This window comes from Mycobacterium sp. MFM001, assembly GCF_003402475.1.
In the GTDB taxonomy this organism is placed as follows: domain Bacteria; phylum Actinomycetota; class Actinomycetes; order Mycobacteriales; family Mycobacteriaceae; genus Mycobacterium.
In genome coordinates this window covers 107,367-120,706 of sequence record NZ_BFAB01000010.1, presented here as the reverse complement: position 1 = coordinate 120,706, position 13,340 = coordinate 107,367, and the positions used below count along the sequence as shown (strand labels likewise).

At 68.3% G+C, this 13,340-nt stretch carries 17 protein-coding genes; 9 read left to right on the top strand and 8 right to left on the bottom strand.

The window, feature by feature from the left end; all coding sequences use genetic code 11:
* Positions 1-56: 56 nt before the first annotated feature.
* Entirely contained in the window at positions 57-518 is a 462-nt protein-coding gene (locus MFM001_RS17745) for a GbsR/MarR family transcriptional regulator (protein ID WP_116376580.1), read from the top strand.
* Here MFM001_RS17745 and MFM001_RS17740 read toward each other — a convergent pair.
* Together MFM001_RS17740 and MFM001_RS17735 are read right to left on the bottom strand one after the other, a co-directional pair.
* On the bottom strand, positions 515-1,693 hold the full coding sequence (locus tag MFM001_RS17740; RefSeq protein ID WP_116376579.1) for a class I SAM-dependent RNA methyltransferase: 1,179 nt from the start codon (positions 1,691-1,693) through the stop codon (positions 515-517). The two genes, MFM001_RS17745 and MFM001_RS17740, sit on opposite strands and share 4 nt — an antisense overlap.
* The gene (locus MFM001_RS17735) at positions 1,690-3,654 is read right to left on the bottom strand and encodes an APC family permease (RefSeq protein WP_371685562.1); all 1,965 of its coding nucleotides are present in this window, start codon (positions 3,652-3,654) and stop codon (positions 1,690-1,692) included. Before MFM001_RS17735 ends, MFM001_RS17740 begins: the two co-directional genes overlap by 4 nt.
* On the opposite strand from MFM001_RS17735, the gene MFM001_RS25240 reads away from it, so the two are divergent.
* The 3 genes from MFM001_RS25240 (at position 3,629) to MFM001_RS17725 (ending at position 5,208) form a co-directional block, all read left to right on the top strand.
* Positions 3,629-3,721, top strand: a complete 93-nt coding sequence (locus MFM001_RS25240; RefSeq protein ID WP_371685561.1) for a hypothetical protein — start codon at positions 3,629-3,631, stop codon at positions 3,719-3,721. The genes MFM001_RS17735 and MFM001_RS25240 overlap by 26 nt on opposite strands.
* Positions 3,722-3,815: 94 nt before the next feature.
* Positions 3,816-4,487, top strand: a complete 672-nt coding sequence (locus tag MFM001_RS17730) for a TrkA family potassium uptake protein (protein WP_192886977.1) — start codon at positions 3,816-3,818, stop codon at positions 4,485-4,487.
* 43 nt (positions 4,488-4,530) lie between these two features.
* On the top strand, positions 4,531-5,208 hold the full coding sequence (locus tag MFM001_RS17725; RefSeq protein ID WP_116376576.1) for a TrkA family potassium uptake protein: 678 nt from the start codon (positions 4,531-4,533) through the stop codon (positions 5,206-5,208).
* On the opposite strand, the gene MFM001_RS17720 is transcribed toward MFM001_RS17725, so the two are convergent.
* Together MFM001_RS17720 and MFM001_RS17715 are read right to left on the bottom strand one after the other, a co-directional pair.
* Positions 5,144-5,812, bottom strand: coding sequence for a DUF3159 domain-containing protein (locus MFM001_RS17720; protein ID WP_116376575.1), 669 nt, complete (start codon positions 5,810-5,812; stop codon positions 5,144-5,146). The two genes, MFM001_RS17725 and MFM001_RS17720, sit on opposite strands and share 65 nt — an antisense overlap.
* A complete protein-coding gene (locus tag MFM001_RS17715; protein ID WP_116376574.1) occupies positions 5,809-6,180 on the bottom strand; it encodes an OB-fold nucleic acid binding domain-containing protein in 372 nt (123 codons plus the stop codon). The genes MFM001_RS17720 and MFM001_RS17715 overlap by 4 nt, the downstream gene beginning before the upstream one ends.
* 138 nt (positions 6,181-6,318) lie before the next feature.
* Here MFM001_RS17715 and MFM001_RS17710 point away from each other — a divergent pair, with 138 nt between their 5' ends.
* On the top strand, positions 6,319-7,020 hold the full coding sequence (locus tag MFM001_RS17710) for an alpha/beta hydrolase (RefSeq protein ID WP_116376573.1): 702 nt from the start codon (positions 6,319-6,321) through the stop codon (positions 7,018-7,020).
* Here MFM001_RS17710 and MFM001_RS17705 read toward each other — a convergent pair.
* Both MFM001_RS17705 and dut read right to left on the bottom strand, forming a co-directional pair.
* Entirely contained in the window at positions 7,017-7,763 is a 747-nt protein-coding gene (locus tag MFM001_RS17705) for a DUF3710 domain-containing protein (protein ID WP_116376572.1), read from the bottom strand. The genes MFM001_RS17710 and MFM001_RS17705 overlap by 4 nt on opposite strands.
* Entirely contained in the window at positions 7,763-8,227 is a 465-nt protein-coding gene (gene dut / locus MFM001_RS17700; protein ID WP_116376571.1) for a dUTP diphosphatase, read from the bottom strand. Before dut ends, MFM001_RS17705 begins: the two co-directional genes overlap by 1 nt.
* Positions 8,228-8,252: 25 nt before the next feature.
* Between dut and MFM001_RS17695 the strand changes: the two genes are divergently transcribed.
* Complete coding sequence (locus MFM001_RS17695; RefSeq protein ID WP_116376570.1) at positions 8,253-8,729, top strand: DUF3093 domain-containing protein; 477 nt, start codon at positions 8,253-8,255, stop codon at positions 8,727-8,729.
* 5 nt (positions 8,730-8,734) lie between these two features.
* Here the strand turns inward: MFM001_RS17695 and MFM001_RS17690 are convergent, their stop codons facing one another.
* Positions 8,735-9,037: a DUF4193 domain-containing protein gene (locus MFM001_RS17690; protein ID WP_045382353.1), complete on the bottom strand. Its 303-nt coding sequence runs from the start codon at positions 9,035-9,037 to the stop codon at positions 8,735-8,737.
* Positions 9,038-9,210: 173 nt separating this feature from the next.
* Between MFM001_RS17690 and cei the strand changes: the two genes are divergently transcribed.
* On the top strand, positions 9,211-9,858 hold the full coding sequence (gene cei / locus MFM001_RS17685) for an envelope integrity protein Cei (protein ID WP_116376569.1): 648 nt from the start codon (positions 9,211-9,213) through the stop codon (positions 9,856-9,858).
* A 2-nt stretch (positions 9,859-9,860) separates the two neighbouring features.
* On the opposite strand, the gene MFM001_RS17680 is transcribed toward cei, so the two are convergent.
* Entirely contained in the window at positions 9,861-10,724 is an 864-nt protein-coding gene (locus MFM001_RS17680) for an inositol monophosphatase family protein (protein ID WP_116376568.1), read from the bottom strand.
* A 105-nt stretch (positions 10,725-10,829) separates the two neighbouring features.
* Here MFM001_RS17680 and ppgK point away from each other — a divergent pair, with 105 nt between their 5' ends.
* Both ppgK and MFM001_RS17670 read left to right on the top strand, forming a co-directional pair.
* Positions 10,830-11,600: a polyphosphate--glucose phosphotransferase gene (ppgK, locus tag MFM001_RS17675; protein ID WP_116376567.1), complete on the top strand. Its 771-nt coding sequence runs from the start codon at positions 10,830-10,832 to the stop codon at positions 11,598-11,600.
* A 189-nt stretch (positions 11,601-11,789) separates the two neighbouring features.
* Positions 11,790-13,331 carry an RNA polymerase sigma factor gene (locus MFM001_RS17670; RefSeq protein WP_116376566.1) on the top strand — a complete coding sequence of 514 codons (1,542 nt, stop codon included), beginning with the start codon at positions 11,790-11,792 and terminating at the stop codon, positions 13,329-13,331.
* The last annotated feature ends 9 nt before the right edge of the window (positions 13,332-13,340 follow it).

Genomic DNA, 13,340 nt, shown 5'->3' with positions numbered 1-13,340 from the left:
CTACTATACTGAAGTTTCAGAAATTACTGAAGCTTCTATGAGCGAAGGCATCGTGTATGGCCGACAGCCTTGGACCACAGCACGCCGCGGAGCAGCTCGCGCTGGTGCTCACCAATCACGGGTTGCAGCGGATGACGGCCCGGGTGCTGGCCGCTCTGCTGTTCACCGAACAGACCAGTATGACCTCGGGTGAGTTGGCGGAACGGTTGCAAGCCAGCTCGGGTGCGATCTCGGGCGCCATCAAGATGCTCACGTCGGTCGGCCTGGCCGAGCGGGTGCCCGCCCCGGGCAGCCGACGCGACCACTACCGACTCCGCGACGACGCCTGGGCAGTGTTGTTTACGAACCAAAATGTAGTGATCGCAGCCATGCAGGCGGCGGCCCAGGCCGGCATTGCGGCGACCGGTCCGAACACTATTGCCGGGCAACGACTTACGCAGATGCACGACTTCTATGCCTTCCTGCTCGCCGAGATCCCGGCGTTATTGGAACGCTGGCGCGAGCAGTCGTCGCGTTAACGGCAGAGCAGGGCCACGCACTCGACGTGGTGGGTCAATGGGAACGAGTCGAACACCCGGATCTTCTCGACGACGTAGCCGCGGCTACGGTACAAGCCGATGTCACGCGCGAAAGACGCTGCCTCGCAACCGATATGCACAATCCGGGGCACCTCGGCGGCGGCCAGCAGATCGATGACCTCGCGGCCCGCGCCTGAGCGCGGCGGATCCAGGACGGCCACGTCGGCGCGGGCATCCTCTGCGGCCAGGGCCCGGCGTACCGAATCGTTGACCACCGCCACCTGAGGGAGGTCCGACAGTGCGGCACGAGCGGCCCGCCCCGCCGCCCGCGACGTGTCGACGCTCACCACCCGCCCGGGCTCCCCCACCGCATCGCCCAGCACCGCGGCGAACACCCCGGCCCCGCCGTAAAGGTCCCAGGCCGTCATGCCGGGGCCGGGCTGCGCCCAGTCGGTGACCAAGCTGCTGTAAAACCGCGCCGCGTCGCGATGCGCCTGCCAAAAGGCCGTCACCGGCACCCGCCAGCTGCGCCGGCCCACCCGCTGCACAGCCTGGTAGCTGCCCTCGACCACCTCGGTCGAGGTGCGCCGGCCCTGTCGCGTGCTGCACACCACATGGCGCGCAGCGTCGTCGTCGACGGCAACATGCAAGTGCACACCGGGCGTCCAGGCGTGCGCATCCAGACCCTCGGTCATCCCGGTGTGCAGCTGAGCGCAGTTCAAATCGGTGACCAGTTCGTCGCTGTGATAGCGGTGGAAGCCGGCACGACCGTCGGGCCCCACGTCCAGCCGCACCCGGGTGCGCCAGCCGGTCGGACCGGTCGGAGCCAGGGCTTCGGCGGCACCCTCCCAGCGGTGATCACCAAGGCGCGCAAGCTGATTGGCCACCACCTCGGCCTTGAGCGCTCGCGCCGCCGCCGGCTCGGCGAAAGCCAGGTCGCAACAGCCCGCACCGTCCACACCGGCGATCGGACACAACGATTCCACCCGGTCGTCCGACGGCTCGATCACCTCTACGGTCTCGGCGTGCCAGTAGGAACCCCGATCCGCCGTGACCCGCGCCCGCACCCGTTCGCCGGGCAGCGCATAGCGGACGAAGACCACCCGGCCGTCGTGGCGGGCCACGCAGCTTCCTCCGTTCGCCGGTGGGCCGGCGGCCAGGGTGAGTTCGGTCAATCGAAGATTCCCCGCCGGGCGTCGCCCGGAGCAATGTGCGGCTGCAGCGTCTTGAGCCGCTCCGACGACGTCAGCTGCCACGGGACCGACGTCACCATCACGCCCGGCATGAACAGCAGCCGGCCCTTGAGCCGCAACGCGCTCTGGTTGTGCAGCACCTGTTCCCACCAGTGCCCCACCACGTACTCCGGGATGAACACCGTCACCACGGTTCGCGGCGACTCCTTGCTGACCCGTTTGACGTAGTCGAGCACCGGTCGGGTCACCTCTCGATACGGCGAGGCAATCACCTTGAGCGGCACGGAGATATCGCTGTCTTCCCACTGGCGCACCAGCTCGCGGGTTTCCGCGTCGTCGACGCTGACCGTGACGGCCTCCAGCACGTCGGGACGGGTCGCGCGGGCATAGGCCAGCGCCCGCAATGTCGGCAGGTGCAACTTCGACACCAGCACCAGGGCGTGGTTGCGGCTGGGCAGCACCACGCCCTCGTCTTGGGCGGCCTGCTGCTGCAGTTCGCGGCTGACCGAGTCGTAGTGCCTGCGGATCGCCTTCATCATGATGAACAACGCCGTCATGGCCACCACCGCAATCCACGCTCCGGCAAGGAATTTGGTGACCAGCACGACGAGCAGCACCGTGCCGGTGGACACGAAGCCGACGGTGTTGACCACCCGCGAGCGCTTCATCTTGCGGCGGGCGCTCGGGTCGGTTTCGCTGCGCAGCAACCGGGTCCAGTGCTTGACCATCCCGATCTGGCTCAGCGTGAACGAGATGAACACCCCGACGATGTAGAGCTGGATCAGCGCGGTGACTTGGGCGCGGAAGGCGATGATCGCCGAAAGTGCTGCCACGGAAAGGAATACGATGCCGTTGGAGAATGCCAGTCGGTCGCCGCGGGTGTGCAGCTGGCGAGGCAGGTAGCTGTGCTGGGCGAGTACCGAGCCCAGTACCGGGAAGCCGTTGAACGCGGTGTTGGCGGCCAGCACCAGGATCAAAGCGGTGACCGCGGCGATCAACAGGAAACCGATGTGAAAGCTGCCGAACACCGCCTGCGCCAACTGCGCGACCAGAGTCTTCTGGTTGTAGTCCGGCGGCGCGCCGGCCAACTGCTTGGCCGGATCGTCGACGATCTGCACCCCGGTTTTCTCGGCCAGCACGATGATGCCCATCAGCAGGCTCACCGCGATGACGCCCAACATCAGCAGCGTGGTGGCGGCGTTGCGGGACTTGGGTTTACGAAATGCCGGCACCCCGTTGCTGATCGCCTCGACACCGGTCAGCGCCGCGCATCCGGACGAAAACGAGCGGGCCACCAGGAACGCCAATGCGACACCGACGATCTTGCCCTGCTCGGCATGCATCTGGAATCCGGCGGATTCGGCGCGCAGCGGGTCGCCGAGCACGTAGATTCGAAACAGCCCCCAGACCAGCATGATGCCGACTCCGACGATGAACGCGTAGGTCGGGATGGCAAATGCCACACCGGATTCGCGGACTCCGCGCAGGTTCATCGCCATCACCAGCAGGATGGCGCTGACGGAGAACAGCACCTTGTGGTCGGCCACGAACGGGATGGCCGAGCCGATGTTAGACATGGCCGACGCCGTCGAAACGGCCACGGTCAGAACGTAATCCACCATCAGCGCGCTGGCCACGGTCAAGCCGGCGTTGGCGCCGAGGTTGGTGGTGACCACCTCGTAGTCGCCGCCGCCCGACGGGTAGGCGTGCACGTTCTGGCGGTAGCTGGCCACCACCACCAGCATGACCGCGGCCACCGCCAGCCCGATCCACGGTGTCAGCGAGTAGGCGGCCAGCCCGGCCACCGACAGCATCAGGAAAACTTCCTCGGGCGCGTAGGCCACCGACGACAGTGCATCCGAGGCGAACACGGGCAGCGCGATCCGCTTGGGCAGCAGGGTATGACTCAGCCGATCGCTGCGAAACGGCCGACCCAGCACCAAGCGGCGCGCCGCCGTCGAAAGTTTGGACACGAGAGCCAAGAGTAAGCCCACCGGGCGCTGGCGGTAGCGTTCCCTAGACGAGAATGTCCCGGGCGCAAATCGGCTGGCCAACGCGGTTGCCGCCGGAGCCCGACGAGCAGGGGAAGCCGAGAGGACCTCAGGTGCGGGTAGTAGTGATGGGGTGCGGCCGGGTGGGGTCCTCGGTGGCCGACGGCCTGTCCCGGATCGGCCACGACGTCGCGGTCATCGACCGTGACGGCACTGCCTTCAACCGGCTGAGCCCGGATTTCGCCGGTGAGCGGGTGCTGGGCCTGGGCTTCGACCGCGACGTGTTGCTGCGGGCCGGGATCGAGGAGGCCGAGGCTTTTGCCGCGGTGTCGTCCGGCGACAACTCCAACATCATTTCGGCGCGACTGGCCCGGGAGACCTTCGGCGTGCAGCGCGTGGTGGCGCGCATCTACGACGCCAAACGCGCGGCGGTCTACGAGCGCCTCGGCATCCCCACCATCGCCACCGTGCCGTGGACCACCGACCGGCTGCTCAACGCCCTGCTCCGGGAGAGCGAAACAACCAAATGGCGCGACCCCACCGGCACCGTCGCCGTCGTCGAGGTGGTGTTGCACGAGGACTGGGTGGGGCATCGGCTCACCGACCTGGAGGCGGCCACCGACGCGCGCGTCGCGTTCCTGATCCGGTTCGGCAGCGGGCTACTGCCCGAACCGAAGACCGTCATCCAGGCCGGCGACCAGGTCTACATCGCCGCGATATCGGGCCGTGCCGCCGAGGCGATGGCCATTGCAGCACTGCCGCCGAGCGAGGACTTGGAATCGTGAAGGACGCAATCGCCCGCGTAGCCGGGGATGAGGAGCGGCGCCAATGAAGGTCGCAATCGCCGGCGCCGGCGCGGTCGGCCGCTCGATAGCCCGCGAACTCCTCGAAAGCGGCCACGAGGTCAGCCTGATCGAGCGCAACCCCGAACATCTCGACGTCGACGCCATCCCGGCCGCGCACTGGCGGCTGGGCGACGCCTGCGAGCTCAGCTTGCTGGAATCGGTACACCTCGAGGAGTTCGACGTGGTGATCGCCGCCACCGGCGACGACAAAGCCAACGTGGTGCTGAGCCTTCTGGCCAAGACCGAGTTCGCGGTGCCGCGGGTGGTGGCGCGGGTCAACGATCCGCGCAACGAATGGCTCTTCACCGACGCGTGGGGCGTCGACGTGGCGGTGTCCACGCCGCGGATGCTGGCGTCGCTGGTCGAAGAGGCCGTCGCAGTCGGAGATCTGGTGCGGCTGATGGAGTTTCGCAAGGGGCAGGCCAACCTGGTCGAGATCACGCTGCCCGACGACACCCCCTGGGGCGGCAAGCCGGTGCGCAAACTACAGCTGCCCCGCGACGCGGCGCTGGTGACGATCCTGCGCGGGCCCCGGGTGATCGTTCCGCAGGCCGACGAACCGCTGGAAGGCGGCGACGAGTTGCTGTTCGTCGCCGTTACTGAGGTGGAGGCGGAGCTGCGCCAGCTGCTTCTGCCGACGCACCAGGGGGCTCAGGGCTAGCGCCAAGCGATCGTTGCACGACTTTGATCGCCATGTACGTCACGACGGCTGCGGCGGCGGTCAACGGCCAGCCCATCGTGATCCTCGCCACTGCCAGCCAGCCGGTGTGGTCGGCGTTGTAGAGCAACCGCTGCACCACGAACCGCGCCGCGAACACGAGCACCCACGTCAGCGTGGCGATATCGAAGGCGTAGACCGCAGCTCGCACGTCGCGCCAGCCGCGATCGTGTCCGCCGAACCAGCTCCACATGTAGCCGACGATGGGCCGGCGGATCAGCACCGACACCGCGAAGACCACCGCCCACAGCAACGACATCCAGATGCCCAGCAGGAAATAGCCTTTGGACTGGCCGACCGCATACGCGATCACCGCGCAGATGGCGACGCCGACGAACCCGGACACCGCGGGCTGGATGGAGTCGCGCCGAATCAGCCGCCACAGCAGGACAATTGCGGCCACCCCGACCGCCGCGCTGATCGCGGCTATCAGGCCGACGGCGGCGGAGACGGCCACAAAGACAACCACCGGCAGCGAGGAGTAGACGAGCCCGCTGACACCGCCCAGCTGGGTCAGAATCGTCGATCGGTCAGGACGGTCGGTCACCGCTGAATTTCGTAGTGCGGGTTGTAAATCGCTTTGGTGCCGTTGTCCAGCTTGCCCAGCCGGCCCCGCACCCGCAGCGTGCGACCGGAGTCGATTCCGGGAATCCGCCGCTGGCCCAACCAGACCAGCGCGACGGTGTCGGTGCCGTCGAACAACTCGGCGCGAACACCGCCGGCGCAACCCTTGGCGTTGGCTTCCACGCTGCGCAGCGTGCCGACCATCGTGACCTCTTGCCCGCGCTGGCAGTCGATCGCCCGCTGCGCGCCGGTGTTGAGCACCTCGTCGGACAGCTCTTCGACGTCGCGCTGTTCGGGGTCCTCCGTCAGTCGACGGGTGAGCCGGCGCAGATACCCTTCGGCCGTCGCCATCACCTTCTTTTTCAACAATTCGGCCGAGCCGAATCCTGTTATGCCAACGGACACCGTAGACCGGTTAGTTCCCGGGCGCCATGCGGCCCCCTCGGGGTCCCGATGGAGTACCCGTAAAGACCGGGCAGTATCAAGTCTGTGCCCCTCGACTTGCACGGTGTGACGACGGTCATGCTGCCCGGAACGGGCTCCGACGACGACTACATCGACCGCGCGTTCGGGAGTCCGCTGCGCGACGCGGGTGCGCTGGTCGTGGCACCCCCGCCGCAGCCGGGCCGCCTGGTCGAGGGTTACCTGGCGGCGCTGGACGCCGCCGCACAGCGCGGCGCGATCGCCGTCGGCGGTGTCTCGATCGGTGCCGCGGTGGCCGCCGGGTGGGCGCTGCGGCATCCCGACCGCGCGGTGGCGGTGCTGGCCGCGCTGCCCGCCTGGACCGGCGCACCCGACGGTGCCCCGGCCGCCCTGGCGGCCCACCATTCGGCGCAGCAGCTGCGCCGCGAGGGGCTGGCCGCGACGACGGCGCAGATGCGGGCGTCCAGCCCGCAATGGCTGGGCGACGAGCTGGCCCGGTCATGGCGGCGCCTGTGGCCGGATCTGCCCGACGCGATGGACGCAGCGGCGGCGTACGTGGCGCCGAGCCGCGCGGAGCTGGCCCGGTTGGCCGCGCCGCTGGGCGTCGCCGCCGCGACCGACGACCCGATCCATCCCTTAGAGGTCGGTGTCGAATGGGCGGCCGCCGCGCCGCGGGCGGCGTTGCGGACCGTGACGCTCGACGAGATCGGCGCCGACCCGGCCGCGCTGGGCGCCGCGTGCCTGGCCGCACTGCGCGACGCCGCTTAGCCTCCGGTTGTGCTGCTGCGCAGCTGCTGCATCGCCGACCCTGCGGCGCTGCGGCGCTCGGCGGGCGCGGACGCATCCTGCTGCTCCTGCTGCGCGGCCGCCTGCTGCGCGGCGGCCTCCCGAAGCTGGGCCGCCATCGGCTCGGGCAACTGCACCGCCAACGGTGTGCGCACCGGCAGCGGCGTATCGCCGCGACGAACCACGGTGTCCGCCAAGGCTTCTCGTGCTTCGCTGGTCAGCGCGTCGATGGCCTCCGCTGCGCCGTTGACCACGCAGCGGATCATCCAGCGGTAGCCGTCGACCCCGATGAACCGCACCACGCCGGCCCCCGTGCCCACCACTTCACGACCCCACGGGCCGTCCTGGATGCTCACCTGGGCCCCGTCCTTGCGCAGCGAGTCGGCAAGCTCGCCGGCCACCTCGCGCCACAGGCCGGCGCTTTTCGGCGCCGCATACGCGGCGATGGTGTAACGGCCGTTCGGTGTCACGATCCAGACCGCGCTGGGAATGCCCGTCTCGGTGAGCTCGACTTGCAGCTGGCCCTCCGCCGGCATCGGGATCAGCACCGAACCCAGGTCCAGCCGGGCCACCTCGGCATCCGCGGGATCGTCGAAATCCTCGATGTCGAACGGCCCGTCGAGCTCGATCTCGGGTTCGGGCTCAGCCGGCGGCTCCGGCTGCGCCGCCGCCACTTCCGCGCCGCGTGCGTCGTCGTTTTTGGGTTTGCCTCTACCGAATGCCATTACAAGCTCGCATGTCCGCCGGAGGAGCCGTGACCGCCGTCGCCCCGCGAGGTTTCGGCGAGCCCGGCCTCGTCGAATGACGCCACTTCGACCAGGTCGACCAACTCGACCCGTTGCACGAGCAGCTGGGCGATGCGATCACCCCGGTGCACGGCGATCGGCGTGGCCGGATCGAGGTTGATCAGCGCCACCTTGATCTCGCCGCGGTAGCCGGCGTCGATGGTGCCGGGACTGTTGACAATCGAAAGCCCAACTCGCGCAGCCAATCCCGAGCGCGGATGGACCAACCCAACCATCCCGTACGGGATGGCCACCGCGACGCCCGTGCGCACCAGGGCGCGGTGCCCCGGCGCGATTTCGACGTCTTCGGCGCTGTAGAGGTCGACGCCGGCATCACCGTCGTGGGCGCGGCTGGGCAGCGGAAGCCCGGGGTCGAGACGGACAACTGCCAGACTGGTCGACACGGGGGCACAGACTACCCTTGACCGCGTGTCGGGTACGCGTGTCGCGCCGCAAAGCGTGCGGTATCGCGAGCGTTTGTGGGTGCCATGGTGGTGGTGGCCGCCGGGTTTCGCGCTCGCGGCGATCGTGGCCTTAGAGGTGAACCAGGGTGTGCCCGCGCTGCCGAACTGGGTGCCGTTCGCGGTGCTGTTCGCGGTGGCGAGCGGTGCGCTGCTGTGGTTGGGGCGAATGGAGATACGGGTCACCACTGGGGACGAGGGCGTCGAACTGTGGGCCGCCGACGCGCATCTGCCGGTCACTGTGATCGCCCGCTCCGCGGAAATCCCCCGCTCGGCCAAGTCGGCGGCGCTGGGGCGTCAGCTCGATCCCGCGGCCTACGTGATGCACCGGGCGTGGGTCGGTCCCATGGTGCTCGTCGTGCTCGACGACCCCGACGACCCGACACCGTACTGGCTGGTGAGCTGCCGCCACCCGGAGCGGGTGCTATCGGCATTGCGCAGCTGATCCCGTCAGGCCGCGCAGTCGGTACAGATCATCACGCCGTTCTTCTCGCTGGCGAGCCGGCTGCGGTGTTGCACCAGAAAGCAACTCGAGCAAGTGAACTCGTCAGCCTGCTTCGGAACAACGCGGACGGACAACTCCTCGCCGGACAAGTCGGCGCCAGGCAGTTCGAACGACTCGGCGGACTCGGACTCGTCGACGTCGACCACGGCCGATGCCGCCTCGTTACGCCGCGCTTTGAGCTCCTCCAGCGAATCCTCCGAAACGTCATCGGTCTCGGTTCGCCGTGGGGCGTCATAGTCGGTAGCCATCGGCCTCTCCCTCGCTCCCCCTTGAAAACTGTGCAAGCAACGCTTTGTACCAGCGTCGAACGCATCCGCCAAACGATTCGTGCCCGTATCCCGCCGTCTTCAAGTGTGATTTGCGTCACACAGATAATTTAACCGCGGTGTCCGGCGCTAAACATCACGTTTAGAGTGCTCGTGTGGTCGCGCTAATCACCGAGGGCACCGCCTTCGACAAACACGGTCGCCCCTTTCGGCGCCGCAACGCCCGGCCCGCGATCGGCCTGCTGATCGTTCTGCTTGTGGCAACCGCCGTGGTGTGGACGATCGCGCTGACCCGCCCGCCCGAAGTCCACGAGGCCGCCGTGTGCAATCCGCCGCCCGGCCAGGGGGATCCGGCGAAGCCACAGTTGGGTGAGCCGGTGTCCCGCAGCACGATGACGAACGTCGCCCCGGCCAGGCTGGCCGACACCAAGATCCGTGTCCTCAACGCCAGCGGCCGCGGCGGTCAGGCCGGCGATGTCGCCAACGCGCTGCACGACCTCGGCTTCGCCCAGCCGACGGCCGCCAACGATCCTCTCTACGAGGGCACCCGGTTGACCTGTCAGGGCCAGATCCGGTTCGGCGAGGCCGGTCAGGCCGCCGCCGCGGCGGTGTGGCTGGTGGCGCCGTGCACCGAGCTGTTCCGCGACGACCGCGCCGACGACTCCGTCGATCTCGCCCTGGGCACCGACTTCACCGCGCTGGCGCACAGCGACGACATCGACGCCGTGCTCGCCGGGTTGCGCCCGGGCGCCGAGCCGGCCGATCCGGCGCTGCTGTCCAAGGTCCACTCCAGCAGCTGCTGAGGTCAGTCCGGAATCGGGCCCAGTCCGTCGAATCGTTCGAGGGCGCCGAGCAATTCGTCGGCGATCCCGGGCGCCGCGGCCACCACCAGCCCGGCGCTGCCATCTGAATCCGGGGGCAACACCACCCGCGCCCCGGCCTCGGCGGCGATCAGCGCCCCGGCCGCGGAATCCCACACGTGCAGGCCGTGCTCGTAGTAGGCATCGAGCCGACCGGCCGCGACCATGCACAAATCCAGTGCGGCAGAACCGATGCGGCGCACGTCGCGGACCACCGGCAGCATCTTGGCCACCAGCGCCGCCTGCGCGGTGCGTCGCCGCCGCGAGTATGCGAATCCGGTACCCAGAAGCGCCATCGACAAATCGTCGACCGCACTGCACCGCAGCCGGCGGGTTCCGCTCTCGTCGGCCAGCTGCGCGCCGAGGCCCGTCGCCGCCGAATACACCCGCTCGGCCATGACGTCGGCGACGGCGCCCGCCACCGACACGCCGTCGATCTGCGCCGCCACCGACACCGCATAGGCCGGGATGCCGTAGACGAAGTTCACCGTGCCGTCGATGGGGTCGAGCACCCAGGTGACCGCGCCGGCTGCGGCCGAATCGGCGGGCCCGCCGCCCTCCTCACCGAGAATCGGGTCGCCGGATCGGCGCTGCGCCAACCGATCCCGCAACAGCCGCTCGGTTTCGGTGTCGACGACGGTCACCGGATCGGTCGGGGTGGTCTTGGTCTGCACCGCCGCGCTCGCCTCGCCGTTGGCGTCGGCGCCGAACACTTCGGCACGACGGCGGCGCACGAAGGCGGCAGCCTCTCCGGCCAGCTCTTCGGCGACTGCACGCAGGCGTGCGGGCTCGTTGTCAGGAGTCGTCACCGGTCTATCGCAGCACAGTGCGCGCAGCACACCGATCCCGCGGTGGGCCGCGCAACGACGCATTAGGGTGTGGTCGGACAGGCCCGTCTCGCCCGAGGAGATCCGATGACCAGTAGCGACTCGCCGCAGCGGCGCGGTTTCGGTGTCGACGTCGGCGGCAGCGGCATCAAGGGCGGGATCGTCGACCTGGACACCGGCCAGCTGATCGGCGACCGCTACAAGCTCGCGACGCCTCAACCGGCCACCCCGCCGGCCGTCGCCAAGACCATTGCAGCCGTCGTCAACGAATTCGGGTGGTCGGGCCCGCTGGGAGTGACCTATCCCGGCGTCGTCACCCAGGGCGTCGTGCAGACCGCGGCCAACGTCGACAAGGCGTGGATCGGCACCAACGCGCGCGACATCATCAGCGCCGAGCTGAACGGTCAGGAGATCGTCGTCCTCAACGACGCCGACGCCGCCGGGCTCGCCGAAGAGCGCTACGGGGCGGGCAAAGACCAGACCGGGTTGGTAATCCTGCTCACGTTCGGAACCGGGATCGGGTCGGCGCTGATTCACAACGGGATACTGCTGCCCAACACCGAGTTGGGACACGTCGACGTCGACGGCAAAGAAGCCGAACACCGCGCCGCGTCGTCGGTCCGGGACAACAAGGGCTGGAGCTACAAGAAGTGGGCCAAGCAGGTGACCAAGGTGCTGGTCGCCTTCGAGAACGCGTTTTGGCCCGACCTGTTCATCGCCGGCGGCGGGATAAGCCGCAAGGCCGACAAATGGGTGCCGCTGCTGGAGAACCGGACGCCGGTGGTTCCGGCCGCGCTGCTGAACACCGCCGGGATCGTCGGCGCGGCGATGGCTGCTACCAGCGACGTCACCCACTGAATTTGCGCGCTCGGGGCGGCACCACCCCTGTGTGTCGTTACAATGGTCACCGGCAGCCGCCCAACCACTAGCGGCGAGCATCCAAGCTGATATCAAGGCCGACATCCGACATAGCCGACACTTTCGGTAGCGCACGCCAACCGCGCCGAAGGCTCGGCGTGACAACTTGAGGCGACCGAAGGGGTTTTCGTGGCAGCGACCAAAGCAAGCCCGGCAACCGATGAGCCGGTGAAGCGCACCGCTACCAAGTCCCCCGCCAAAGCCGGGGCGAAGCGATCCGCGGCCAAGTCCGCCAACGGCGCTGCCCCCGCCAAACGGGCTACCAAGACAGCAACGCGAGCCAGCAAAACACCCGCCAAAACCGCCAAGGCGGCGGCCGACACCGCGAAAAAGGGCCGCGCACCGGCGAAAAGCGCCACCAAGTCGGCGCCCGCGCGTGGACGCGCCAAGAAGGCGACGTCGGCCAAGGATGCTCCGAAGGGCGCCGAAGTCGTAGCCGACGCCCTCGAGGAAGAGGTCGATGAGCTCGACGCCGAGCCGGAACTGGACGCCGAGCCCGGCGAAGACATCGAGCTGGAGGCCGACATCAGCCTGGAGGACCTCGAGGACGACGTGTCGTCCGAAGGCGACGACGACACCGAAAGCGAGCCCGAGGGCGAGGCCGACCCGGCCGCGGTGAGCACCGAGGCGTCCGACGACGACGAGGAGATCGCCGAGCCCACCGAAAAGGACAAGGCCTCAGGCGATTTCGTGTGGGACGAGGACGAGTCCGAGGCGTTGCGCCAGGCCCGCAAGGACGCCGAGCTCACCGCGTCGGCGGACTCGGTGCGCGCCTACCTCAAGCAGATCGGCAAGGTGGCGCTGCTCAACGCCGAAGAGGAAGTCGAGCTGGCCAAGCGCATCGAGGCCGGCCTGTACGCCACTCAGCTGATGGCCGAGATGGCCGAGCGCGGCGAGAAACTGCCGGCCGCCCAGCGCCGCGACATGATGTGGATCTGTCGTGACGGCGATCGCGCGAAAAACCATCTCCTCGAAGCGAATCTGCGGCTGGTGGTGTCACTGGCCAAGCGCTACACCGGTCGCGGCATGGCATTTCTCGACCTGATCCAGGAAGGCAACCTGGGTCTGATCCGCGCGGTCGAAAAGTTCGACTACACAAAGGGTTACAAGTTCTCCACGTATGCGACATGGTGGATCCGCCAGGCGATCACCCGCGCGATGGCAGACCAGGCCCGCACCATCCGCATCCCCGTGCACATGGTCGAGGTGATCAACAAGCTCGGCCGCATCCAGCGAGAGCTGCTGCAGGACCTGGGCCGCGAGCCCACTCCCGAAGAGCTCGCCAAGGAAATGGACATCACCCCGGAAAAGGTCCTGGAGATCCAGCAGTATGCCCGCGAGCCGATCTCGCTGGACCAGACCATCGGCGACGAGGGTGATAGCCAACTCGGCGACTTCATCGAGGACAGTGAAGCTGTAGTAGCGGTCGACGCCGTTTCGTTCACCCTGCTGCAGGACCAGCTGCAGTCGGTGCTGGAGACGCTCTCCGAGCGCGAGGCCGGCGTCGTACGGTTGCGCTTCGGGCTCACCGACGGCCAGCCCCGCACCCTCGACGAGATCGGCCAGGTCTACGGCGTCACCCGCGAACGCATCCGCCAGATTGAGTCCAAGACGATGTCGAAGCTGCGCCACCCCAGCCGTTCGCAGGTTCTGCGCGACTATCTCGACTGAGCGATATTG

Excerpts from the sequence above, each read along its gene's own strand:
- MFM001_RS17745 (WP_116376580.1), top strand. The coding sequence starts at position 57 with ATGGCCGACAGCCTTGGACCACAGCACGCCGCGGAGCAGCTCGCGCTG.
- MFM001_RS17690 (WP_045382353.1), bottom strand. The coding sequence starts at position 9,037 with ATGGCTACCGACTATGACGCCCCACGGCGAACCGAGACCGATGACGTT.
- MFM001_RS17705 (WP_116376572.1), bottom strand. The coding sequence starts at position 7,763 with ATGGCATTCGGTAGAGGCAAACCCAAAAACGACGACGCACGCGGCGCG.
- ppgK (WP_116376567.1), top strand. The coding sequence starts at position 10,830 with ATGACCAGTAGCGACTCGCCGCAGCGGCGCGGTTTCGGTGTCGACGTC.
- MFM001_RS17725 (WP_116376576.1), top strand. The coding sequence starts at position 4,531 with ATGAAGGTCGCAATCGCCGGCGCCGGCGCGGTCGGCCGCTCGATAGCC.
- MFM001_RS17715 (WP_116376574.1), bottom strand. The coding sequence starts at position 6,180 with ATGGCGACGGCCGAAGGGTATCTGCGCCGGCTCACCCGTCGACTGACG.